The 22,372-nt window shown below is 64.3% G+C and carries 20 protein-coding genes; 11 read left to right on the top strand and 9 right to left on the bottom strand.

The window, feature by feature from the left end; genetic code table 11:
* Window positions 1–3: 3 nt before the first annotated feature.
* The 5 genes from glp to INT12_RS12240 all read right to left on the bottom strand — a co-directional run bounded on the left by glp (window position 4) and on the right by INT12_RS12240 (window position 4,239).
* Window positions 4–1,236: a gephyrin-like molybdotransferase Glp gene (gene glp / locus INT12_RS12260; RefSeq protein WP_193040099.1), complete on the bottom strand. Its 1,233-nt coding sequence runs from the start codon at window positions 1,234–1,236 to the stop codon at window positions 4–6.
* Window positions 1,233–1,787, bottom strand: coding sequence for a molybdenum cofactor biosynthesis protein B (moaB, locus tag INT12_RS12255; protein WP_046383123.1), 555 nt, complete (start codon window positions 1,785–1,787; stop codon window positions 1,233–1,235). The genes glp and moaB overlap by 4 nt, the downstream gene beginning before the upstream one ends.
* A gap of 84 nt (window positions 1,788–1,871) precedes the next feature.
* A complete protein-coding gene (gene pdxH, locus INT12_RS12250) occupies window positions 1,872–2,519 on the bottom strand; it encodes a pyridoxamine 5'-phosphate oxidase (RefSeq protein ID WP_102618078.1) in 648 nt (215 codons plus the stop codon).
* 100 nt (window positions 2,520–2,619) lie between these two features.
* Window positions 2,620–3,039 (bottom strand): membrane protein, encoded by a 420-nt coding sequence (locus INT12_RS12245; protein WP_017846634.1) that lies wholly within the window; start codon window positions 3,037–3,039, stop codon window positions 2,620–2,622.
* Window positions 3,040–3,048: 9 nt separating this feature from the next.
* Window positions 3,049–4,239 carry an NnrS family protein gene (locus INT12_RS12240; RefSeq protein ID WP_193058862.1) on the bottom strand — a complete coding sequence of 397 codons (1,191 nt, stop codon included), beginning with the start codon at window positions 4,237–4,239 and terminating at the stop codon, window positions 3,049–3,051.
* Between the two features lie 161 nt (window positions 4,240–4,400).
* Between INT12_RS12240 and INT12_RS12235 the strand changes: the two genes are divergently transcribed.
* From INT12_RS12235 to INT12_RS12185, 11 genes are all read left to right on the top strand, one after another.
* Window positions 4,401–4,682 carry a peptidylprolyl isomerase gene (locus tag INT12_RS12235; protein ID WP_003208024.1) on the top strand — a complete coding sequence of 94 codons (282 nt, stop codon included), beginning with the start codon at window positions 4,401–4,403 and terminating at the stop codon, window positions 4,680–4,682.
* 130 nt (window positions 4,683–4,812) lie between these two features.
* The gene (locus tag INT12_RS12230; protein WP_193040100.1) at window positions 4,813–6,672 is read left to right on the top strand and encodes an extracellular solute-binding protein; all 1,860 of its coding nucleotides are present in this window, start codon (window positions 4,813–4,815) and stop codon (window positions 6,670–6,672) included.
* Entirely contained in the window at window positions 6,672–7,733 is a 1,062-nt protein-coding gene (locus tag INT12_RS12225; RefSeq protein WP_193040101.1) for a microcin C ABC transporter permease YejB, read from the top strand. Before INT12_RS12230 ends, INT12_RS12225 begins: the two co-directional genes overlap by 1 nt.
* The gene (locus INT12_RS12220) at window positions 7,733–8,755 is read left to right on the top strand and encodes an ABC transporter permease (RefSeq protein WP_017846638.1); all 1,023 of its coding nucleotides are present in this window, start codon (window positions 7,733–7,735) and stop codon (window positions 8,753–8,755) included. Before INT12_RS12225 ends, INT12_RS12220 begins: the two co-directional genes overlap by 1 nt.
* Window positions 8,756–8,765: 10 nt before the next feature.
* The gene (locus INT12_RS12215; protein WP_193041159.1) at window positions 8,766–10,343 is read left to right on the top strand and encodes an ABC transporter ATP-binding protein; all 1,578 of its coding nucleotides are present in this window, start codon (window positions 8,766–8,768) and stop codon (window positions 10,341–10,343) included.
* A 108-nt stretch (window positions 10,344–10,451) separates the two neighbouring features.
* Window positions 10,452–11,852, top strand: a complete 1,401-nt coding sequence (locus INT12_RS12210) for a sigma-54 interaction domain-containing protein (RefSeq protein WP_193058861.1) — start codon at window positions 10,452–10,454, stop codon at window positions 11,850–11,852.
* Window positions 11,853–12,137: 285 nt separating this feature from the next.
* Window positions 12,138–13,529, top strand: a complete 1,392-nt coding sequence (locus INT12_RS12205) for a GntP family permease (protein WP_126586709.1) — start codon at window positions 12,138–12,140, stop codon at window positions 13,527–13,529.
* Between the two features lie 7 nt (window positions 13,530–13,536).
* On the top strand, window positions 13,537–14,310 hold the full coding sequence (locus INT12_RS12200) for a 3-hydroxybutyrate dehydrogenase (protein ID WP_017846642.1): 774 nt from the start codon (window positions 13,537–13,539) through the stop codon (window positions 14,308–14,310).
* Between the two features lie 156 nt (window positions 14,311–14,466).
* Window positions 14,467–16,422, top strand: a complete 1,956-nt coding sequence (locus INT12_RS12195) for an acetoacetate--CoA ligase (RefSeq protein WP_193041136.1) — start codon at window positions 14,467–14,469, stop codon at window positions 16,420–16,422.
* Between the two features lie 139 nt (window positions 16,423–16,561).
* Window positions 16,562–18,370, top strand: a complete 1,809-nt coding sequence (locus tag INT12_RS12190; protein ID WP_046487235.1) for an ATP-binding protein — start codon at window positions 16,562–16,564, stop codon at window positions 18,368–18,370.
* Window positions 18,371–18,402: 32 nt separating this feature from the next.
* Window positions 18,403–18,678, top strand: a complete 276-nt coding sequence (locus tag INT12_RS12185) for a peptidylprolyl isomerase (RefSeq protein WP_046383114.1) — start codon at window positions 18,403–18,405, stop codon at window positions 18,676–18,678.
* A gap of 112 nt (window positions 18,679–18,790) precedes the next feature.
* Here the strand turns inward: INT12_RS12185 and INT12_RS12180 are convergent, their stop codons facing one another.
* The 4 genes from INT12_RS12180 to INT12_RS12165 form a co-directional block, all read right to left on the bottom strand.
* The gene (locus INT12_RS12180; RefSeq protein ID WP_193040919.1) at window positions 18,791–19,696 is read right to left on the bottom strand and encodes a sugar kinase; all 906 of its coding nucleotides are present in this window, start codon (window positions 19,694–19,696) and stop codon (window positions 18,791–18,793) included.
* A gap of 117 nt (window positions 19,697–19,813) precedes the next feature.
* Window positions 19,814–21,022, bottom strand: a complete 1,209-nt coding sequence (locus tag INT12_RS12175; RefSeq protein ID WP_193040920.1) for an amino acid deaminase — start codon at window positions 21,020–21,022, stop codon at window positions 19,814–19,816.
* 9 nt (window positions 21,023–21,031) lie between these two features.
* Entirely contained in the window at window positions 21,032–21,796 is a 765-nt protein-coding gene (locus INT12_RS12170; protein ID WP_026139982.1) for an IclR family transcriptional regulator, read from the bottom strand.
* 166 nt (window positions 21,797–21,962) lie between these two features.
* Window positions 21,963–22,352, bottom strand: a complete 390-nt coding sequence (locus tag INT12_RS12165) for a RidA family protein (protein ID WP_017846649.1) — start codon at window positions 22,350–22,352, stop codon at window positions 21,963–21,965.
* Between the last annotated feature and the right edge of the window lie 20 nt (window positions 22,353–22,372).

Genomic DNA, 22,372 nt, shown 5'->3' with positions numbered 1-22,372 from the left:
TCCTCATTGAAACTCGGCGAAAGACAAGAAAGGCACCGGTGCATCCTTGAGCAGCAGTTGCTCGCGCTCGACAATCACCAGGCCATCGGCCCAGCAGGCGGCAGTGAGCATCGCCGAGCTTTGCTGGGGGTGCAGGACGGCGCGCAATTGCCCATCCGCGCCGGGGCTCAAGCGCGCGCGCAGGTACTGGCGGCGCTTGTTGGGGGTAGGCCATTCAAAACCGGCCGGCACCTGGACCGGCACCGGCAACACGCGCTCGACGCCCTGGGCGCGCAACAGGAACGGGCGCACCACCACCAACGCAGTGATCAGCGCGGCAGACGGGTTGCCGGGCAGGCCGATCCACGGTTTGCCCGCCACTTCGCCAAACGCCAGGGGCTTGCCGGGCTGGATCGCCAGGCGCCAGAAATCCACGCGACCGAGTTCCTGGATGGCTTGTTTGAGATGATCCTCCTCGCCCACCGACACACCGCCGGTGGTCAGCAGCAGGTCGCATTCGGACGACGCGAGGATCAACGCGTCGCGGCTGGCGGCCAACGCGTCGGCCATCACCCCGTAGTCGAGCACCTCCACGCCCCAACCGCGCAATAACGCGGTCACCAGGTGGCGGTTGCTGTTGTAGATCTGCCCCGGCGCCAGCGACTCGCCCGGCTCGCGCAGTTCATCGCCGCTGCTCAGCAGGCACACGCGCAGGGGGCGATAGACCTTGACCCACGGAATGCCGGCCGACGCCAGCAGGCCGACTTCCTGGGCGCGCAGGCGCTGGCCGACACGCAACAGGCGTTGCCCGCGCTGCATTTCTTCACCGCGCTTGCGCACGTGTTCGCCCAGGCGCAGCGGCGGGCACCAGATACGCTGGCCGTAGACGCGGCAACGCTCCTGGGGCACCACGCTGTCGGCGCCGGGCGGCAGCGGCGCACCGGTGAAAATCCGTACTGTCTGCCCGGCCAGTAAAAGCTCATCGCTACTGTGCCCGGCAGCAATCCGCCCGGCCAGCACCAAGTAGCCGCCCTGCTCCGGCACATCGGCGGCGCGCAGGGCGTAGCCGTCCATGGCGCTGTTGTCCCAGCACGGCAGGTCGAGAGGTGAAAACAATTCTTCGGCGATCACCCGACCCGCGGCCTGGCCGAGGGGGATGACTTCGGTGGGCGGCGCAGGTGGCGCCTGCGCCAGCAGTTGCTCGATCGCCTCGTCCACCGGCATCAATTGCCCGCTGTCGCACACGCGGGTGTTCATGACCGCGCCTCGCAGGCGCTGAGCGCTTGTTCGAACTGAGGCTTGAGGTGCGCAACGAAGTTGCACGGGCCGGTGCGGCTGTCCAATTGACTGAGCAGAATCTGGTCCCAGGCAGTACGGCACGCGCCGGGCGAACCGGGCATGCAGCACACCAGCACGCCATTGCTCATGCCCGCCAGGGCGCGGGACTGCAAGGTGGACATGCCGATTTCCGCCAGGGACACCTGGCGGAACAGCTCGCCGAACCCGTCCACTTGTTTATCCAGCAGCGGCAACACCGCTTGTGGCGTGTTGTCGCGAGCGGTGAAGCCGGTGCCGCCGGTCATCAGGATCACTTGCACCTGAGGGTCGGCGATCCACTGCGAAACGCGGGCGCGGATCTGGTAGATATCGTCCATCACCAGGCCACGGTCGATCAGCACATGGCCGGCACCTTCAAGGCGCTCTACCAGGGTCTGCCCGGAGGTATCGGTGTCAAAGGTGCGGGTGTCGCTGATGGTCAGTACGGCGATGTTCAGGGAGACAAAACTGCGTTGGGTCAAATGGGCCATGATCAAGGCTCCAGGCGGGTAAAAAGATGCGCTCAGCCTGCGCCGCAACGGGCGCAGGGCCTATTCCTCGAAGGAGGTACCTCGTCAGGGCGCCAGCCGTGTGCGCTGCCAGGCGCCGTTTCGCAGGCGGTAGTCGAGGCGGTCATGCAGGCGGTCGGGGCGGCCTTGCCAGAACTCGATGCGGCGCGGTTGCAGGCAGTACCCGCCCCAGTGCTCGGGTCGTGGCGGTTGCTGGCCGGCGAACCGCTCGGTGACCTCACGCAGCAAACCTTCCAGCTCGCTGCGGTGGGTCAGCGGCTGACTCTGCGGCGAGGCCCAGGCACCGAGTTGGCTGGCGGCCGGGCGGTCGAGGAAATAGGCGTCCGACAGCGCCGGATCAAGGCGCTCGACCGCGCCTTCAATACGCACCTGGCGCTCCAGGCCGGGCCAGAAAAACGTCATCGCGGCATGGGGGTTGCTCGCCAGCTCCTCGCCCTTGGCGCTCTGGTAATTGCCAAAAAACACAAAACCTTCGGCGCTGAAGCCCTTGAGCAGCAGGATGCGGCAATGGGCGTACCCTTCGCTGTCGACCGTGGCCAGGGCCATGCTGTTGGCCTCGGCGGGAGGCGCTTCGGTCTTGCGCGCCTGGCTCAGCCACTGGCCGAACAACACCAGCGGATCGTCTTGCTCGCCGTCGTCCCGCAGGCCGTAGAGGGTGTAGTTGCGGCGCAGTTGCGCGAGGGACAGGGGCATGGGACGAACCTCCAGAGAATTCGCCACAGTGTGGGAACTGCGCAGGTTTTAGCCCTTGACCGCGATCAACAATCCGCCGCGTCATGGCGCCGCAGGCGGCTCACCACAATGACTTCGCCAGCACCACGATCACCACCATGTGCGCGAGAATGCTGCGCCGTATCCACAGCGCACGCTGGGGGCTCAGGCGCTCGCGGGTCAGCCAGTAGGCCAGCAGCAGGTAGTGCCCGATGATGCTCAGGGCGAGGAAGATTTTCAGGCTCAGGAACAGTCCGAAATGACTGTTCCATGGCAGACCGCGGTAATGCCAGGCCAGGCCGATACCCGCGCCATACAGCAGCACCACCACGCCATGCAGCACCCGCCGCGAACGCCGGGCGATCGCGTGTTCCGCGGTGAAACGCGCCGACCAGGCCAGCTCCTCGCGGGCGCTGTGCCAGATCACCACTTCAAAGAACAGCGTGCCGATAAAGGCGATCGCCGCCAGCAGATGCACGATCAACAACCACGAATACAGCATGCAATGCTCCTAACCGGGGTGCCCGTCGACCCGCGCCCGCCACAACATCGGGCCATCCCGCCACAGGTACAAGCCCAGGCCGACCGACCAGCACAGCCCCGCCAGCCACAAGGCCGCCACGGGCCAGATCAACACCAGTGCCACCCGGCACACAGCCGCCAGGTTCAACAGGGCGAACGCCAGGGTCATCCCGCCCGGTGGCTGCAACGGCCGACCGGTATGGCCCAGGCTGACCCGCGCCACCATCGCCAGGATCAGCCCGGCCATGGCGCCGATCGTCAGCGCATGCACGGCCAGGCTCGGGTTGAGCGGCGCGCCGAAATGCCACAGCGCCATGCCCAGGCAGGCCACGGCCAACCATGCGTAGGCCAGGTGCAGCGACCACAGCAGCGGCACGCGCCACAGGCCACGGTCATGCCAGCGCGCCAGGCGCAGCAAGTGGCCCAGGCCAAGCACAGCGAACAGTACGCCGCTCCACCGGCTGGGGAACACCGCCAGCCCGCTGGCGTAAAGCAACGCCACCAGGATCGAACCGCCCAGCAACACACGGTCCAGCCACGGCCACGGCTTGACCGCATCGACCCGGCCCAGGCCACGTTGGGTGAAGAATGGAATCACCCGACCGCCGATCAGCCCCATCATCGCCGCCACCAGCCATAACCCCGTGAGCACCGCCTGGCGCTCCACGCCTTCGTCATGGGTCAGCAACCCATACAACGCCAACGCGTCTGCCACGGCGAGCAAGCCCAGCACCAGTACGATTGGGTAGTTACGGGTTTGCCTGACCTTCCACAGCGTCCAGCCCATCACCCCGGCCACCGCCAGCGGAAAACTCAGTTCCAGCACCGCCAGCAGCGGCCACGGCAGGTTCAGCAACCAACCCAGGCGCGCCGCCAGCCATAACCCGGCGAGCAACGCCAGGGGCGCGCCGCTGAGGCCGGGGCGGCCGGTCCAGGTCTGCACCGCGGTCAGCAAAAAGCCGGCGATGATCGCCACGCCAAAACCGAACAGCAGCTCATGCCGGTGCCAGGCCAGCCAGCCGCCAGCCGGTTGCCAAGTACCGGTGGCGCCGCCCAGGGCGAACAGCCACAGAGGAATGACCAGCACCGCCAACAGGCAGGCACCGAGGAAAAACGGGCGGAATGCCAGGCGAAACAATGGGGGAATAGCCATGGCCTTGCGTCGATCGAGCACTTGCATAGCACGGCTCCTAAACAGATGAATGCGACAATCTTGCGCTGCAGCCTGCGCTTTGCCCTTGTCGTAGATCAAGCACGCCCGCCACAGACAGGGGAACTTTGCCAGGAAATAACCGCCTGAATCCGGTACGCTCAGCGTTTTTACTCAAGGAGTTAATTCCCATGGCCAAAGCCACTGCCCGTCACATCCTCGTTGCCACCGAAGACAAGTGCAACGAACTCAAGGCCCAGATCGAAGGCGGCGCCGATTTCGCAGAAGTCGCCAAAGCCAATTCCAGCTGCCCATCCAGCCGTCAAGGCGGCGACCTGGGTTCGTTCGGTCCAGGCCAGATGGTTAAAGAATTCGACACCGTCGTGTTCAGCGCCCCGGTCAACACCGTGCAAGGCCCGGTGAAAACCCAGTTCGGTTATCACCTGCTGGAAGTCACCAGCCGTCAGGACTGATTCAGTCCACGCTGATGCTTGAAACAACGGCCCGCCTTTTGGTGGGCCGTTGTGCATGGGATGACTGGCGATGCTCAGGCCGTTAGCGTACAAATCCCTATTCTCCTTCACCCGGCGCTCAAGGCAGATAATGCGACTGGCTTTTTCGACTCTATTCAGCTCCACCCTGGCCCTGCTGCTGGCCAGCACCGCTGTGATCGCGGCCCCGCAAACCTACCTGACCGTGTATGGCGAACCGGCCAAATATGGCGCCGGCTTCAGCCATTTCGACTACGCCAACCCCAACGCGCCCAAGGGCGGCAGCCTGCGGCGTTCGGCCATCGAAATCGGGCGCTTCGACCATGTGCTGCCCTATATCGACAAAGGCATCGGCGTGTCCCAGATCGACGGCTGGCTCTACTCGCCCCTGGCCCTGCGCTCCCTGGACGAGCCGTACACGGTCTACGGCCTGGTCGCCGAGAAGATGGAACGCGCGGACGACGGCCTGTCGCTGCGCTTCTACCTCAACCCCAAGGCCCGTTTTGCCGATGGCACACCGATCACCGCCGAAGACGTGCGCTACAGCTTCGATTTGCTGATGACCCAGGGCAGCCTGCGCTTTCGCACGCTGTTCGCCGACGTCAAACACGTCGAAGTCGAAGGCGAACGCCAGGTGCGCTTCGATTTTTCCAGCGATGAAAACCGCACCCTGGCGCTGGATATCGCCACCCTGCCGGTGTTCCCCGAGCACTGGTGGAAAACCCGCGACTTCGCCAACGGCGGCGGCTATGAAGCGCCGCTGGGCAGCGGCCCGTATAAGGTCAGTAAGATCGACGCGGGCAGCACCATCACCTTTACCCGCAACCCTGACTGGTGGGGCAAGGACTTGCCGGTCAGCCGTGGCCTGTACAACTTCGATCACCTGAGCCTGGAATATTTTGGCGACACCGAAGTGGCGCGCCAGGTGCTGCGTGGCGGCGCGTATGATTTCAACCGCGAGTTCTCCGCCACCGGCTACTCCATCGGCTACAACGGCCCGGCGCTGGATGACGGCCGCCTGCAACGCGCGCACCTGGCCAAAGAGATGCCGCAACCGGCCCAGGGCTACGTGTTCAACGTGCAGAACCCGATGTTCAAGGACCGTCGCGTGCGCCAGGCCCTGGCGATGCTGTGGGATTTCGAATGGGCCAACCGGCAGATGATGCGCAACCTGTACATCCGCCAGCAGAGCTACTTCTCCAATAGCCCGCTGGCTGCGAGCGAATTGCCGACCCCGGAAGAGCTGGCGATCCTCGAACCCCTGCGCGGCCAGGTGCCCGACGAGGTGTTCAGCCAGGTCTTCAAAGCGCCGGTCACCGACGGCAGCGGCATGATCCGCGACAAGCAACTGCAAGCCCTGGCCCTGCTGGAAGAAGCCGGCTGGAAACCCAAGGGCGACAAGCTGGTCAACGCCGCGGGCGAGCCGCTGGAGTTCACCTTCCTCAATGCCCAGGCCGGCATGGAGCGTCTGTTGCTGCCGTACAAGCGCAACCTGGCACAGATCGGCATCACCCTGAACATCCGCCGCATCGACTCCTCGCAGTACGTCAACCGGCTGATGACACGGGACTACGACATGATCGTCACCGGTTTCCCGGTCACCACCTCGCCGGGGATGGAGCTGTACAACTACTTCGGCTCCGCCGCCGCGTTCGACCCGGGCGCCAACAACTACACAGTGCTCAAGGACCCGGCCGTCGACAGCCTGATCAAGGGCCTGGTGAAAGCCAACACCCAGGCGCAGATGCTCACCTACGCCCACGCCCTGGACCGGGTGCTGCAATGGAACTACCTGTGGATCCCCAATTACTACCCGCCCGGCACGTCCGCCGCGTGGTGGAACCGCTTCGGCCGCCCGGCGATCGAGGCGAAGAATGACGAAGCCCTGGAAACCTGGTGGGAAATCAGCCCCACGCCACTGACGAACGCACAAATGAGCGCGGAGCTTAAAAAACGCGGAGGGATGCGCTGATGTTTGCCTATATCGTGCGGCGCCTGCTGTTGATCATCCCGACGCTGGTGATCATCCTGCTGGTCAATTTCGTGATCGTGCAGGCCGCGCCCGGCGGGCCGGTGGAACAGGCGATCGCCCACCTGCAAGGGATCGGCGGCGGCGGCATCGGCGGTTCCGCCGGCGAAGGCCTCGGCAGCAGCTCGCGGGCCAGCCGCGGCCTGGACCCGAAACTGATCAAGGACATCGAAAAACAATACGGCTTCGACAAGCCGGCACCGGAGCGCCTGTGGCTGATGCTCAAGAGCTACGCCCGGCTGGACTTCGGCAACAGCTTTTTTCGCGGCGCGACCGTCACCGACCTGATCCTGGAAAAGATGCCGGTGACCATCTCCCTCGGCCTGTGGGCCACGCTGATCACCTACCTGGTGTCGATCCCATTGGGCATTCGCAAGGCAGTGCGCCATGGCAGCAGCTTCGATGTGTGGAGCAGCACCGCCATCGTGATCGGCTATGCGATGCCGGCGTTCCTGTTTGCGATGTTCCTGATCGTGGTGTTCGCCGGCGGCACGTCGCTGAACTGGTTCCCGGTGCGCGGCCTGGTCTCGGAAAACTTCGACGAACTGAGCACGGTGGGCAAGATCGCCGACTACTTCTGGCACCTGGTCCTACCGGTCACGGCGCTGGTGATTGGCGGGTTCGCCACGCTGACCATTCTGACGAAAAACTCGTTCCTCAATGAGATCACGCGCCAATACGTAGTCACCGCCCGCGCCAAAGGCTTGAGCGAACGGCAGGTGCTGTACGGGCATGTGTTCCGCAATGCGATGCTGCTGGTGATCTCGGGGATTCCCCAGGCGTTTATCAGCGTGTTCTTTGCCGGCTCGCTGCTGATCGAGGTGATCTTTTCCCTCGACGGCCTCGGGCGCATGAGCTACGAAGCCGCGGTGTCCCGCGACTACCCGGTGGTGTTCGGTTCGCTGTTTATCTTCACCCTGTTCGGCCTCTTGATAAAACTGATCGGCGACCTCTGCTACACCCTGGTGGACCCGCGTATCGACTTCGCCGCGAGGAACGCCTGATGTTCAATCTATCTCCCGTGGCCCGTCGGCGTTTCGAGCGGTTCAAGAAGAACCGCCGCGGCTGGTGGTCACTGTGGCTGTTTATCGGCCTATTCATCCTGACCCTGGGCGGCGAGTTGATCGCCAATGACAAGCCCTTGGTGTTGAGCTTCAAGAACGAGCTGTATTTTCCAGTGTTCAAGCGCTACACCGAGCAGCAGTTCGGCGGGCAATTGCCGTTCCAGGCCGACTATCGCAGCGACTACGTGCAGAAGCTGATCAAGCAGGACGGCGGCTGGATGCTGTTCCCGCCAGTGCCGTTCAGCGACGACACGCCCAACTACGAACTGACCCGCCCGGCCCCCAGCCCGCCCTCGGCGGTGAACTGGCTGGGCACCGACGACCAGTCGCGCGACGTGGTGGCGCGGGTGATCTTCGGCGCGCGGGTGTCGATCCTGTTTGCCCTGGCTCTCACCGCGATCAGTGCGAGCATCGGCATCGCCGCGGGCGCGTTGCAGGGTTACTACGGCGGCTGGGTCGACCTGATCGGTCAGCGGGTGCTGGAAGTGTGGTCAGGGTTGCCGGTGCTGTACCTGCTGATCATCCTGTCCGGTTTTGTCGAACCGAACTTCTGGTGGCTGCTGGGGATCATGGCACTGTTTTCCTGGCTGGCCCTGGTGGACGTGGTGCGCGCCGAGTTTCTGCGCGGGCGCAACCTGGAGTACGTCAAGGCGGCGCGGGCGTTGGGTTTGAGCGACGCCAAGATCATGCGCCGACACATCCTGCCCAATGCCATGACGGCCACCCTGAGCTACCTGCCGTTTATTTTGACCGGCGCGATTTCCACCTTGAGCGCCCTGGATTTCCTCGGCTTCGGCATGCCGGCGGGCAGCGCGTCGCTGGGTGAGTTGATCGCCCAGGGCAAGCAGAACCTGCAAGCGCCATGGCTGGGCCTGACGGCGTTTTTCACCTTGGCGCTGATTCTGTCGCTGCTGGTATTTATCGGCGAGGCGTTGCGCGATGCCTTCGACCCCCGTGCATGAGTGAGTCTGTATGAGCGACAACCTGATCGAGATCCGCGACCTCTGCGTCGCCTTCAGCGGCCAGACCGTGGTGCGTAACCTGAGCCTGGATGTGCGCCCCGGCGAGTGCCTGGCGCTGGTCGGCGAGTCGGGCTCGGGCAAGTCGGTGACGGCCCTTTCGATTCTGCAACTGCTGCCCGAAGCCGGCACGCAAACCAGCGGCTCCGTGCGCTATCGCGGCCAAGAGTTGATCGGCGCACCGGCGGCCACCCTGCAAAAGCTGCGTGGCGACCGCATCGCCATGATCTTCCAGGAGCCGATGACCTCCCTCAACCCGCTGCACAGCATCGAAAAGCAGATCGGCGAAACCCTGCTGTTGCACAAAGGTATGGGCGGCAAAGCAGCACAGGCGCGCATCATCGAGTTGCTCGATCTGGTCGGCCTCCAGAACCCCCAGGAACGGCTCAAGGCCTATCCGCACCAACTCTCCGGCGGCCAGCGCCAACGCGTGATGATCGCCATGGCCCTGGCCTGCGAGCCGGAACTGCTGATCGCCGACGAGCCCACCACCGCGTTGGACGTGACCGTGCAGCGCAAGATCCTGTTGCTGCTCAAATCCTTGCAGCAACGCCTGGGCATGTCGCTGCTGCTGATCAGCCACGACCTCAACCTGGTGCGCAGCATGGCGCAGCGCGTGTGTGTGATGCATACCGGCGAGATCGTCGAACAGGCCGACTGCGAAACCTTGTTCAACGCGCCACAACACCCCTACAGCCGCTTGCTGCTCGACGCTGAACCGGCGGGCGAGGTGCTGTGCGGCGAAACGCGCGAAACGGTGTTGCAGGTCGACGACCTGAGCGTGCAATTCCCCCTCGGCGGCGGCCTGTTTCAGCGCAAGACCTACCTGCGCGCGGTGGACGGCATCAGCCTCAGCGTGCAGCGCGGCAAGACGCTGGGCATCGTCGGCGAGTCGGGCTCGGGCAAATCCACCCTGGGCCAGGCGATCCTGCGCCTGCTGGACTCCACCGGCAGCATCCGCTTCCAGGGCGTCGCCCTCGACGCGCTCAACCACAAACAGATGCGCCCGTGGCGCAAACAGATGCAGGTGGTGTTCCAGGACCCTTACGGCAGCCTCAGCCCGCGCATGTCGGTGCAGCAGATCATCAGCGAAGGCCTGGAAGTCCACGCACCGTGCAGCCTCGCCGAGTGTGACGCGCAGGTGATCCAGGTACTCAAGGACGTCGGCCTCGACCCGGCCAGCCGGTATCGTTACCCCCACGAGTTTTCCGGTGGCCAGCGCCAACGCATTGCCATCGCCCGCGCGCTGGTGCTCAAGCCGGCGCTGATGCTGCTCGACGAACCCACCTCGGCCCTCGACCGCACGGTGCAGAAGCAAGTGGTAGCGTTGCTGCGCGAGCTGCAGGACAAATACGGCCTGACCTACCTGTTCATCAGCCATGACCTGGCCGTGGTGCGCGCCATGGCCCACGACATGATCGTGATCAAGGACGGCAAGGTGGTGGAGCGCGGCGCCAGCCATGATGTGTTTGAATCGCCGCAACACCCGTACACCCAGGAACTGCTGGCCGCCGCACACATCCCCTTGTAGGAGCGAGCTTGCTCGCGAAAAGCGCAAGGACACCGCGTTCAACCAGCAGGCCCGCGTCATCGTTAACGTTTTTCGCGAGCAAGCTCGCTCCTACAGGATTCTGCACGCATGAACACCAGCCTCAAGGACTACCAACAGGTTCGCGGCCTGGCCATCCAGTCGCTGTTCGAGATCATCGAGCAGTCCAGCGAAGGCACGGTGATTGTCGACCGCGACGCGAACATCGTGTGGATGAACGAGCGCTACGCCAAGCGCTTCGGCCTCAAGAGCGCCGACGAAGCCATCGGCCAACCCTGCGAACAGGTCATCGCCAACAGCCTGTTGCGCCAGGTGGTGCGCAACGACCAGCCGATCCTGCTGGATATCCAGGACACGCCCAAAGGCCCGTTGGTGGTGATGCGCCTGCCGATCCACAACGACGCCGGCGCGGTGATCGGCGCCATCGGCTTTGCGCTGTTCGATGAGCTGCGCAACCTGTCGCCGCTGATCGAGCGTTACCTGAGCATGCAGCAAGAGCTGGCGTCCACCCGCTCGCTGCTGCGTTCACGCCAGAGCAAGTACACCTTTGCGCACTTTATCGGCACCAGCGCCACCAGCCTCGAAGTCAAACGCCGCGCACGGCGCAGTGCGAGTGCCGAGTCGCCGGTGTTGCTGCTCGGCGAAACCGGCACCGGCAAGGAGTTGCTGGCCCAGGCGATCCACGGCGCCTCGACGCGGGCGCACAAGGCATTTGTCAGTATCAACAGCGCGGCCATTCCCCATGACCTGCTCGAAGCCGAGTTCTTCGGCACCGCGCCCGGCGCGTTTACCGGCGCCGACCGCAAAGGCCGCCCCGGCAAGTTGCAGATCGCCCAGGGCGGCACGCTGTTTCTCGATGAAATCGGCGACATGCCCCTGCCGCTGCAAAGCAAGCTGTTACGGGTGTTGCAGGAGAAGGAATACGAACCGGTCGGCTCCAACGAGATGCGGCACAGCGACGTGCGGGTGATCGCCGCCACGTCCATGGACCTGGAAGCGGCGATCAAACGCGGCGAGTTTCGCGCCGACCTGTATTACCGGCTGAATGTGCTGCCGATCCAGGTGCCGCCGTTGCGCGAACGCCTGGAGGATATTCCGGCGCTGAGCGAAGCGATCCTCGAAGACCTGCGCAGCCACCACGAACTGGACCGCGAGGCCCTGGCGTTGTTGGCGCGGCATGCATGGCCGGGGAATATCCGCGAACTGCGCAACGTGCTGGAACGCGCGGCGTTGTTGAGCGATGACCGGGTGTTGGGCGCGGCTGAGATTCGCGCCGCGATCGGCACGTTCAGCCCGGTGGCGCACGAGGCGATGGAAACGCTCGAAGGCGAGACGTTCGCGGCGGCGCGGGAGCGCTTCGATCGGCAGTTGATCACGGCGGCGCTCAAGGCCTGCGGCGGGAATGTGGTGGACGCGGCCCAGCGCTTGGGGCTGGGCAGGTCGACCTTGTACAAGAAAATGGTCGTGCTGGGCCTGGCAACATCTCAATAAAGAGACAAAATTCTCAAAACAAAGACAATCTTTGTGGGAGGGGGCTTGCCCCCGATGGCAGTGCCTCAGTCAGCCTATTCTTTACAGATCCACCGCTATCGGGGGCAAGCCCCCTCCCACCTTTGATGTGCTTTTGTCTCAGAATTGAGACCAGATCTGAAAAGCTTGTTCATGGATACAATAATATCTATTTATTTCAATAGGTTATGAACATGGCACGCATCTCGCTATAGCCCTCCTCCAACGCATCACCCCACAAAAATAACAATCTGATGGAGACACACCATGAGTGTGATCATTGCCTTGGCAGCCCTCGCGCTGCTGATGCTGGCTGCCTACCGTGGCTACAGCGTCATCTTGTTTGCCCCCATCGCCGCCCTCGGCGCTGTCCTGCTCACCGACCCGTCCGCGGTCGCCCCGGCGTTTACCGGGGTGTTCATGGAGAAAATGGTCGGTTTCATCAAACTGTATTTTCCGGTGTTCCTGCTCGGTGCCGTGTTCGGCAAGCTGATCGAGCTGTCGGGTTTCTCGCGCTCGATCGTGGCGGCCGCAATCCGCTTGCTCGGCACGCGCCAGGCGATGCTGGTGATCGTGCTGGTCTGCGCCCTGCTCACCTACGGCGGCGTGTCGCTGTTCGTGGTGGTGTTTGCGGTGTACCCGTTCGCGGCGGAGATGTTCCGCCAGAGCGACATCCCCAAGCGCCTGATCCCGGCGACCATCGCCCTCGGCGCGTTCTCGTTCACCATGGACGCGCTGCCCGGCACGCCGCAGATCCAGAACATCATCCCCAGCACGTTCTTCAACACCACCGCCTGGGCTGCGCCGTGGCTGGGGCTGATCGGCACGATCTTCGTGTTCTGCACCGGCATGCTCTACCTGGCGCGCCAGCGCAACAAGGCGCAACGGGCCGGTGAAGGCTACGGCACCGAACTGCGCAACGAGCCGGAAACCGCCGAGAACCTGAGCCTGCCCAACCCCTGGATCGCGCTGTCGCCGCTGCTCCTGGTGGGCGTGATGAACCTGCTGTTCACCCACTGGATCCCGCAGTGGTACGGCAAGACCCACAGCCTCAGCCTGCCGGGCATGAGCGCGCCGGTGACCACCGAAATCGCCAAGCTCACCGCGATCTGGGCGGTGCAGGCGGCGTTGCTGGTGGGCATCGTCATGGTGCTGGTGTTCGGCTGGTCGGCGATCAAAAGCAAGCTCGCCGAAGGCAGTAAGAGCGCGGTCAGCGGTGCGCTGCTGGCGGCGATGAACACCGCCTCGGAATACGGCTTCGGTGCGGTGATCGCCTCGCTGCCGGGCTTTCTGGTGCTGGCGGACTGGCTCAAGGGCATCCCCAACCCGCTGGTCAACGAAGCGATTACGGTGACGCTGCTGGCCGGTATCACTGGCTCGGCGTCCGGCGGCATGAGCATCGCCCTGGCGGCGATGTCCGAGAGTTTCATTGCGGCGGCCCATGCGGCGAATATTCCCCTCGAAGTGCTGCACCGGGTCGCGGCCATGGCCAGCGGCGGCATGGACACCCTGCCCCACAACGGCGCGGTGATCACCTTGCTGGCGGTCACCGGGCTGACCCACCGCGAAGCCTACAAGGACATCTTCGGCATCACGATCATCAAGACCCTCGCGGTGTTCGTGGTGATCGGTACTTTCTACGCCACCGGCATTGTGTGAGGTTTTCATGACGAACTTGAACGGCAAGACCGCCCTGGTCACCGGCTCCACCAGCGGTATCGGCCTGGGCATAGCGCTGAGCCTGGCCGAGGCCGGCGCCAACCTGATCCTCAACGGCTTCGGCGACGCCAGCGCGGTGATCGCCCAGGTACAGGCGTTCGGCGGCAAGGTCGGGCATCACCCGGCGGACGTCAGCGACCCGGCGCAGATCGCCGACATGCTCGCCTACGCCGAGCGCGAATTCGGCGGCGTGGATATTCTGGTCAACAACGCCGGCATCCAGCATGTGGCGGCGGTGGACGAGTTTCCGGTGGAGCGCTGGGATGCGATCATCGCGATCAACCTGTCGTCGGTGTTCCACAGCACGCGCCTGAGCCTGCCGGGCATGAAGGCCAAGGGCTGGGGGCGCATCGTCAATATCGCCTCGGTGCATGGCCTGGTGGGTTCGGTGGGCAAGGCCGCCTACGTCGCGGCCAAGCACGGCGTGATCGGCCTGACCAAGGTGGTCGGCCTGGAAACCGCCACCAGCAACGTGACCTGCAACGCGATCTGCCCCGGCTGGGTGCTGACGCCGCTGGTGCAGAAGCAGATCGATGATCGCGCGGCCAATGGTGTCGACCCGCAGCAGGCGCAACATGATTTACTGGCAGAGAAGCAGCCGTCGCTGGAGTTCGTCACCCCGCCGCAACTGGGTGAGCTGGTGTTGTTTTTGTGCAGCGAGGCCGGTGCCCAAGTGCGCGGCGCGGCATGGAACATCGATGGTGGTTGGCTGGCCCAATAGACCAAACACAGAAAATCCAATGTGGGAAGGGGCTTGCCCCCGATGGCAGTGGGTCAGTACCGCATGTGCTAGCTGATACTCCGCCATCGGGGGCAAGCCCCCTCCCACATTGGAACGCTATTGTTTGAGACCTGTACAAGAATAAGAGACGTGCTTATGTCCGAGATCCTCTGGCAACCCTCCCCCGAACGCATCCGCCACACCCGGATGGACCAGTTCCGGCGCTTTATCAATCAGCGCTACAGCGTGCAGCTCGACGACTACCCGGCGTTGCACCAGTGGAGCATCGACCAGCGCCCCGACTTCTGGCAGGCGATCGTGACGTTTTTCGACGTGCAGTTTCGCAGCCCGCCCAGCGCGGTATTGATCGAAGGCGCCGCGATGCCCAGCGCCGAGTGGTTCCCCGGCGCGACCCTGAACTTTGCCGAGCACCTGCTGCGCCGTCGCGACGCTCACCCTGCCGTGGTCGCCATCAGCGAAGACGGCCAGCGCGAGCAACTGAGCTACGCCGAACTGGCCGCCCACGTCGCCGGCCTGCAACGCAGCCTGCGGGCGGCCGGGGTCGGGCTGGGCGATCGGGTTGCCGCGTGCATGCCCAACACCTGGCAAACCCTGGTCGGCATGCTGGCCACCACCAGCCTGGGCGCGATCTGGTCGTGCTCATCGCCGGACTTCGGCACCCAAGGCGTGATCGACCGTTTCGGCCAGATCGAGCCCAAGGTGCTGATCGCCTGCGCCGGTTACCGCTACGCCGGCAAAACCATCGACCAGAGCGCCAAGCTCAACGAGATCCTCGAACGCCTGCCGTCCCTGCAGCACCTGATCGTCGTGCCGTATGCCCGGCCCCAGGCGCGGGTCGAGGACTATCGGAGCGACGCCAATGTCGCGCTGTGGAGTGACTTCTACCAACCCGGCGGCACGCCTGAGTTCGTCGCGGTGCCGTTCGACCATCCGCTGTATATCCTCTATTCCAGCGGCACCACCGGCGTGCCCAAATGCATCATCCACGGCACCGGCGGCGTGCTGCTCACCCACCTCAAGGAGCACGGCCTGCATGCGGACCTGTCCCGCGAGGATTGCCTGTTCTACTACACCACCTGCGGCTGGATGATGTGGAACTGGCTGGTTTCGGTACTCGCGCTCGGCGCCACCGCCGTGCTGTATGACGGCTCGCCATTTCACCCTGGCCCCGAGCGCTTGATCGACCTGATCGACGCCGAACGGATCAGCGTGTTCGGCACCAGCCCCAAGTTCCTCGCCACCCTGGAAAAAGCCGGCCTGCAGCCGCGCCTGAGCCATGACCTGAGCAGCCTCAAGGGCCTGATTTCGACTGGCTCGCCGCTGTCGCCGCAGAGCTACGACTACGTGTACCGCGAGATCAAGGCCGAGGTGTGCCTGTCATCGATGTCTGGCGGCACCGATATCGTCTCCTGCTTCGTCATCGGCAACCCGGTGCTGCCGGTACGCCGCGGCGAAATGCAATGCAAGGGCCTGGCGATGGCCATCGAGGTGTGGGACGACCAGGGGCGGCCGTTGCTCGGTGAAAAAGGCGAACTGGTGTGTACCCGGCACTTCCCCGCCATGCCCATCGCCCTGTGGAACGACCCGCAGCAGAAAAAGCTGCGCGCCTCCTATTTCAGCCAATTCCCCGGCGTGTGGGCCCAGGGCGACTACGCCGAACAGCGGCCCAACGGCAGCCTGCTGATTCACGGGCGCTCCGACGCGGTGCTCAACCCCGGCGGCGTGCGGATCGGCACCGCCGAGATCTATCGGCAGGTGGAAAAAGTCCCGCAGGTGCTGGAAAGCCTGGCCATTGGCCAACGCTGGCAAGACGATGTGCGAGTCGTGCTGTTCGTGCGACTCGACGACGGCGTCGAACTGGATGACGCCCTCGAACAGCAGATCCGCCAGGTGATCCGCGCCAATACCACACCACGCCATGTACCGGCGAAGATCCTCGCTGTCAGCGATATCCCGCGCACCATCAGCGGCAAGATCGTCGAACTGGCGGTGCGCAATGTGGTACACGGCGAACCGGTGAAAAACACCGACGCGCTGGCCAACCCGGAGGCCCTGGCACAGTTTCGCGACCGGCCTGAGCTGGCGCTTTAAGATGAAAGGTTTCAGCGCCAACGCACTCATTTGCAGAAAAAAACCCAATGCATGCTATTTTTCGGGGGTAGTCACCCACCGCTATCCCACCGGATAATCGCTGTTGTCATTTTTCAAAGCGTTACGCTCAGGGCTTTTTATGAAGGAAACATCCACCGGTAGCGAAGCCGCCGCATTGATTGCGCGGCTGGACTGGGCCAAAAGCCCCCTCGGTGAGGCCAATGATTGGCCGCAAAGCCTGCGTACCGCCGTGGATATCGTCGTCCACTCGCCGATGCCGATGCAGCTGTTGTGGGGCCGCGAACTCATCCAACTCTACAACGACGCCTTCGCCCTGCTGGCGGGCAACAAGCACCCCGACGCGATGGGCCAGCCGGCGCACCAGACCTGGCCGGAATTGCACAGTTTCACCGCGCCGATCTATGACGCGGTCTTCAGCGGCCAGGTGCGCTCCTTCAGTGAGCAGCGCTTTGTGCTGCAACGCAACCAGCGCGACACCGAGATCTGGCTCGACCTGACCTACAGCCCGATCCGCGATGAACGTGGCAGCGTCGCCGGCATCCTCGTCACCGCCATCGAAACCAACGAACGCCGCCAGTTCACCCAGGAACTGCAACAGCGCTCCGAAGCCAGCCTCAAAGCCCAGCAAAGCACCGAGCAACGCCTGCGCCACCTCAACGAAAACCTCGAAGAGCGTGTGGCCCAGCGCACCCTGGCACTGGCCGAGGCCAACCAGCGCCTGCAAAACGAGATGGTCGAACGCGAACGCGCCGAAGACGCCCTGCGCCACGCGCAGAAGATGGAAGCGGTGGGCCAACTCACCGGCGGCATCGCCCATGACTTCAACAATATGCTCACTGGCATCATCGGCAGCCTGGACCTGATGCAACGCTACATCGCCGCCGGGCGCAGCGACGACATCGGCCGCTTTGCCGACGCCGCCGTGGCCTCCGCCCATCGCGCCGCCGCCCTCACCCACCGCCTGCTGGCGTTCTCGCGGCGCCAGTCACTGGACCGCCGCCCGCTCGACCCGAACCAGTTGGTGGCCTCGCTGGAAGACTTGTTCCAGCGCACCAAGGGCGCGCACATCACGCTCAAGGTGCAACTGGGCCACGATATCTGGCCGGTGAACAGCGACGCCAGCCAGCTGGAAAACGCCCTGCTCAACCTGGTGATCAACGCGCGGGATGCCATGCCCGATGGTGGCGAACTGCTGATCGAAACCGCCAACAGCTACCTCGACGGCACCGACATCACCACCCCGGAACCGGTCAAGGCCGGTGATTACGTGATGCTCGGCGTGCGCGACAACGGCACCGGCATGGCGCCGAAAATCCTGGCCAAAGCCTTCGATCCGTTTTTCACCACCAAGCCCATCGGCCAGGGCACCGGCCTGGGGCTGTCGATGATCTATGGCTTCGCCCAGCAATCCGGCGGCCATGTGACCCTCCACAGCGAACCGGGCCAGGGCACCTGCGTGCGCTTGTATCTGCCGCGCCTGCACGGCACTTCCCTGGCAAGCAGCTTGCCGGCCAGCCTCAGTGAGGCCGCGCCCGTGGCCCTGGCCGGGGAGGCTGTGGTGGTGGTCGAGGACGACCCGGCGGTCCGCATGCTGGTGGTCAATGTCCTCGATGAACTGGGCTATACCGCGCACCAGGCCGCGGATGCACGCACCGCCTTGCCGCTGCTGGAATCAGACTTGCGCGTGGATTTGCTGGTGACCGACGTCGGCCTGCCGGGCATGAACGGCCGGCAACTGGCGGAAATCGCCCGTCAGCACCGCCCGGGCCTGCGCATCCTGTTCATGACCGGTTATGCGGAAAAAGCCGCCGAACGCCAAGGCTTTCTGGAAGACGGCATGGACATGGTGGCCAAGCCGTTTTCCATCGACGTGCTCGCCACCAAAATCCGCAGCATGATCAGCGTCGACGATCCAGTTCAGGCATAATCGCGCGCCGTCGCACACCCCGGTAGAGAACCATGAAAGCCCAAGCCCGCCATATCCTGGTGAAAACCAGTGAAGAAGCCGAACAGCTCAAGCAGCGCATCGCCAAGGGCGAAGCGTTCGATGTGCTGGCCAAGAAGTACTCCACCTGCCCGTCCGGCAAGCGCGGCGGCGATCTGGGCGAGATCCGGCCGGGGCAGATGGTCGGCGCGATTGATGCGGTGATCTTCAAGAAGCCGCTGCGGGTGGTGCATGGGCCGGTCAAGAGCAAGTTTGGGTATCACTTGGTGCAGGTGTTTTATCGGGATTGAGGGGTTGGCTTTAGGGCGCTATCGGGGGCAAGCCCCCTCCCACATTCGACCGCATTGCGCTCACTGTGGGAGGGGGCTTGCCCCCGATCCGCCGCAGGCGGCCATTCACCCCCTATCTAGGAATCAACGCCCCCGGCACCTGGATCACCCGGCTCGCCAACCGATGCCCGGCCAAGGCCGCCTCTTGCGGCGAGCCGCCCTTGAGCCGACTGGCCAGGTACGCCGCGCTGAACGAGTCCCCCGCCGCCGTGGTGTCTACCACCGTCTCGACCTTCAACGCCGGCACGACAAAACGCTGGCCTGCGCAACGAATCAAACAGTCCTCGGCACCGCGCTTGAGCACGACTTCCCCGACTGCCGGGTACGCCGCGAACACCTGTTCGCTGTCGGCATGACCAAACAACGCGCGCTCGTCATCCTCGGTCAGCAAGGCCATATCCACCTCGGCCAACACTTTGTGATAGGCCGCACGCGCCGCCTCGATACTCGCCCACAAACGCGGCCGGTAGTTGTTGTCGAACACCACCCGGCCGCCGCGCCGACGGGTTTCGATCAAGGCCTGCAACAAGCGCTCGCGCCCGACTTCACCGAGCACCGCCAGGGTGATGCCGCTGAAATACACCACGTCATAGCCCGGCAACGCTGCCAGGATCGGTGCGGCGGCGGGCGTGGTGAAGCAGTCGCGCACGGCCGCTTCGTTGCGCCAGTAGAGGAATTTGCGCTCGCCGTTGGCGTCGGTCTGGATGCAGTACAACCCCGGCAACCGCCCGGGCAGGCGCTGGACCATGCTCAGGCCCAGGCCTTCGTCGGTCCACTGTTGGCACATAGCGTCGCTGAAGCTGTCATCGCCCAGGGCGGTGACGTAGTCGACGTGGCCGAGCGCCCCCAACTCGCGGCGCAGGTACACCGCGGCGTTCAGGGTGTCGCCGCCGAAGCTCTGGTGCAGGCTGCCGTCGGCGCGGTGTTGCAGTTCGATCATGCATTCGCCGATGAGGGCGATGCGGGGTGTGGTGTTCATGCCTGTTGTCTCCGGTGCGGCTGATGGCCCCTTCGCGGGCGAGCCCGCTCCTACCTTTGAATGTGTTCACACATCCAAAGGGCGCAGCGGGTTTGCCCGCGATGGAGGCGACGCGGTCTAGAAGCAGGTATGCAGTGACTCGATCACCTGCAGTTGCTCATCCACCAGGCAACCGACCTGCCACTTGTCGAACGTCAGGCACGGGTGGGAAGTGCCGAAGGAAATAATGTCGCCGATGCGCAGCTCAACCCCCGGCGCGACGCTCATGAACGCATGCTGGTCCATCACCGCGGTGACCTTGCACGCGCTCACATCATCGCCTTGCGCCGGCACGATCCCGGCCTTGTAGCGCTTGAGCGGCACCGGCAAACCGGCGTCGTAGGCCACATCGCGCTTGCCCAGGGCGACCACCGCGAAGCCAGGCTCAGGCAACGATTGCACGTGGGCCCAGACTTCCAGCGCCGGGAGCAGGCCTTCGCTGAGGTCGCTGCGTCGGTCGAGCACGCAGCATTGCGCGTCTTTGTAGATGCCATGGTCATGGGCCACGTAGCTGCCGGGACGCAGCACGCTGAGGAAACGCCCGGCGGCGTTTTGCGCCTCGAAGGACTCGGCGATCAGGTCATACCAGGCCGACCCCGACGCGGTGACGATGGGCTTGGCCAGGTCGAACGAGCCGTTGTTCTGCAGGTCCACCGCCAGGCGCACCAGGCTCGCGGCGAAGTCGCGGATGCCAGTGATGGCGTGTTCGCCGTGGATCACGCCTTCGTAGCCTTCGATACCGGTCAGGGCCAGCGCCGGCTGGGCCTTGATCGCCGTGGCCAGGTCGCGCACCTCTTGCTCGCTGCGGCAACCGCAACGGCCGCCGACCACGCCGTACTCGATCATCACGTTCAGGCGCAGGCCACGGGCGGCGAAGAACAGGCCCAGGTCGGCGACGTTGTCCGGGTGGTCGACCAGACAGTGGAAGTCGAAGTCTGCGTCGGCCAGCAAGTCGGCGATCAACGCCATGTTCGGCGCGCCCACCAGTTGGTTGGCCATCAACACACGGCGCACACCGCCGGCATAGGCGGCGCGGGTCTGTACCGCGCTGGCCAGGGTGATGCCCCAGGCACCGGCGGCGATCTGGCGCTGGAACAGGGCCGGCATCATGCTGGTTTTGCCATGGGGCGCAAGCTCGGCGCCGCTGTTGCTGACAAAGGCCTGCATCCAGCGGATGTTGTGTTCGAGGGCGTCGCGGTGCAGCACCAGGGCCGGCAGGCTGACGTCACGGACCAGATGGGCGCCGACAGCGGCGGCGCCCTTTGCAACGGCGTTGATGGCAGGCATGAACTGCTCCTATTCGTTGATGCGACGGGCCAGGTTGTTGGCGCTTTCGATCAACACCCGGCGATAGTCGTTGTAGTTTTTACTGGCATCGGCGCGGGGCGCGACGATGCACAGGGTCGCAATGCTGATGCCCTGCGCGTCCCGGACCGGGGCGGCAAAGCAATGGGTAAAGGTGTCGGCCACGCTGTCGAAGGAAAAGAAGCCATCGACGCTGGCCTGACGGATCTGTGCGAGGAAGGTCTCCAGCGGCAAGCGCTGGCCGTCCGGCAGGATGAAATCGTCGGGGTCGATCAGGTCGACGATCTGCTGGTCGCTCAAATGCCCCAGCAACAGGCGCCCGGACGCGGTCCACGGGATCGGTGCGTTTTCGCCGATGTCCGAGGAAATCCGGAAATGCCGCTCGCCTTCACGCATCAGCGCCACCGTATATTTGCGCCCGTTGAGCAGGCACATCTGCGCGGTTTCGTGGGTCTGGCTGACGATTGCCTGCAAGGCGTGGTCGGCCTCGCGGGTCAGGTCGAAATGGCGCAGGTGCGCCTGACCGAGGAAGTACAGCTGACGGCCGAGGTAGACGTGCCCGTCCTTGCCCACGGTTTCCAGGATGCGGCGTTCCAGTAAGGAGGCGACCAACTCGTAGACCGTGGACTTGGGGCTGCCGATGCCGCTGGCGATATCATTCGGGCGCAGGGGCTGGCCGACTTCCTTGAGGAAATCGAGGATGTCGAATGCACGGTCCAGGCCTTTGGCGCGGCGTTTGATGGTGTCTTCGGTCATGGAGGTTTCGGTCCGCTCGAAATGGTAGGGCTGGCGCAGGTCCACTGTGGGAGGGGGCTTGCCCCCGATGGCGGTGTGCCAGTGGACACATCTGTTGCTGAGACACCGCTATCGGGGGCAAGCCCCCTCCCACATTGGATTTGATGTGGTCTTGAGAGTGGGGCATTTAGCCCTTTTTCTTGTAGGCCACGCAATCGATCTCGACCTTGCAATCCACCATCATGTTGGCCTGCACGCAGGCACGTGCCGGGGCGTGTTCGGGGCTGAAGTATTCGCCGAAGACTTTGTTGAAGCTCCAGAAATCCCGTGGGTCTTCCAGCCAAACGCCGACGCGCACCACGTCGTTCAAGGCGTAGCCAGCCTCTTCGAGAATCGCCACCACGTTGCGCATCGTCTGGCGGGTTTGCTCGACGATACCGCCGCTGATGATTTCACCGTCCACCGCTGGCACCTGGCCCGAGACGTAGAGCCAGCCGTCCGCTTCCACCGCGCGGGCGAAAGGCCGAGGCTGGCCGCCGCCGGCGGTGCTGCCGGTGCCGTAACGAGTAATGCTCATAAATAGTGCTCCTTGACTGA

The organism is Pseudomonas sp. K8, assembly GCF_014889455.1.
Lineage (GTDB): Bacteria > Pseudomonadota > Gammaproteobacteria > Pseudomonadales > Pseudomonadaceae > Aquipseudomonas > Aquipseudomonas veronii.
The sequence above is the reverse complement of the archived record's forward strand: the minus strand, read 5'-3'. Positions and strand labels throughout refer to the sequence as shown.

Coding starts and splice junctions, on each gene's coding strand:
- glp (WP_193040099.1), bottom strand. CDS start 1,236: ATGAACACCCGCGTGTGCGACAGCGGGCAATTGATGCCGGTGGACGAG.
- moaB (WP_046383123.1), bottom strand. CDS start 1,787: ATGGCCCATTTGACCCAACGCAGTTTTGTCTCCCTGAACATCGCCGTA.
- pdxH (WP_102618078.1), bottom strand. CDS start 2,519: ATGCCCCTGTCCCTCGCGCAACTGCGCCGCAACTACACCCTCTACGGC.
- INT12_RS12245 (WP_017846634.1), bottom strand. CDS start 3,039: ATGCTGTATTCGTGGTTGTTGATCGTGCATCTGCTGGCGGCGATCGCC.
- INT12_RS12240 (WP_193058862.1), bottom strand. CDS start 4,239: ATGCAAGTGCTCGATCGACGCAAGGCCATGGCTATTCCCCCATTGTTT.
- INT12_RS12235 (WP_003208024.1), top strand. CDS start 4,401: ATGGCCAAAGCCACTGCCCGTCACATCCTCGTTGCCACCGAAGACAAG.
- INT12_RS12230 (WP_193040100.1), top strand. CDS start 4,813: ATGCGACTGGCTTTTTCGACTCTATTCAGCTCCACCCTGGCCCTGCTG.
- INT12_RS12225 (WP_193040101.1), top strand. CDS start 6,672: ATGTTTGCCTATATCGTGCGGCGCCTGCTGTTGATCATCCCGACGCTG.
- INT12_RS12220 (WP_017846638.1), top strand. CDS start 7,733: ATGTTCAATCTATCTCCCGTGGCCCGTCGGCGTTTCGAGCGGTTCAAG.
- INT12_RS12215 (WP_193041159.1), top strand. CDS start 8,766: ATGAGCGACAACCTGATCGAGATCCGCGACCTCTGCGTCGCCTTCAGC.
- INT12_RS12210 (WP_193058861.1), top strand. CDS start 10,452: ATGAACACCAGCCTCAAGGACTACCAACAGGTTCGCGGCCTGGCCATC.
- INT12_RS12205 (WP_126586709.1), top strand. CDS start 12,138: ATGAGTGTGATCATTGCCTTGGCAGCCCTCGCGCTGCTGATGCTGGCT.
- INT12_RS12200 (WP_017846642.1), top strand. CDS start 13,537: ATGACGAACTTGAACGGCAAGACCGCCCTGGTCACCGGCTCCACCAGC.
- INT12_RS12195 (WP_193041136.1), top strand. CDS start 14,467: ATGTCCGAGATCCTCTGGCAACCCTCCCCCGAACGCATCCGCCACACC.
- INT12_RS12190 (WP_046487235.1), top strand. CDS start 16,562: ATGAAGGAAACATCCACCGGTAGCGAAGCCGCCGCATTGATTGCGCGG.
- INT12_RS12185 (WP_046383114.1), top strand. CDS start 18,403: ATGAAAGCCCAAGCCCGCCATATCCTGGTGAAAACCAGTGAAGAAGCC.
- INT12_RS12180 (WP_193040919.1), bottom strand. CDS start 19,696: ATGAACACCACACCCCGCATCGCCCTCATCGGCGAATGCATGATCGAA.
- INT12_RS12175 (WP_193040920.1), bottom strand. CDS start 21,022: ATGCCTGCCATCAACGCCGTTGCAAAGGGCGCCGCCGCTGTCGGCGCC.
- INT12_RS12170 (WP_026139982.1), bottom strand. CDS start 21,796: ATGACCGAAGACACCATCAAACGCCGCGCCAAAGGCCTGGACCGTGCA.
- INT12_RS12165 (WP_017846649.1), bottom strand. CDS start 22,352: ATGAGCATTACTCGTTACGGCACCGGCAGCACCGCCGGCGGCGGCCAG.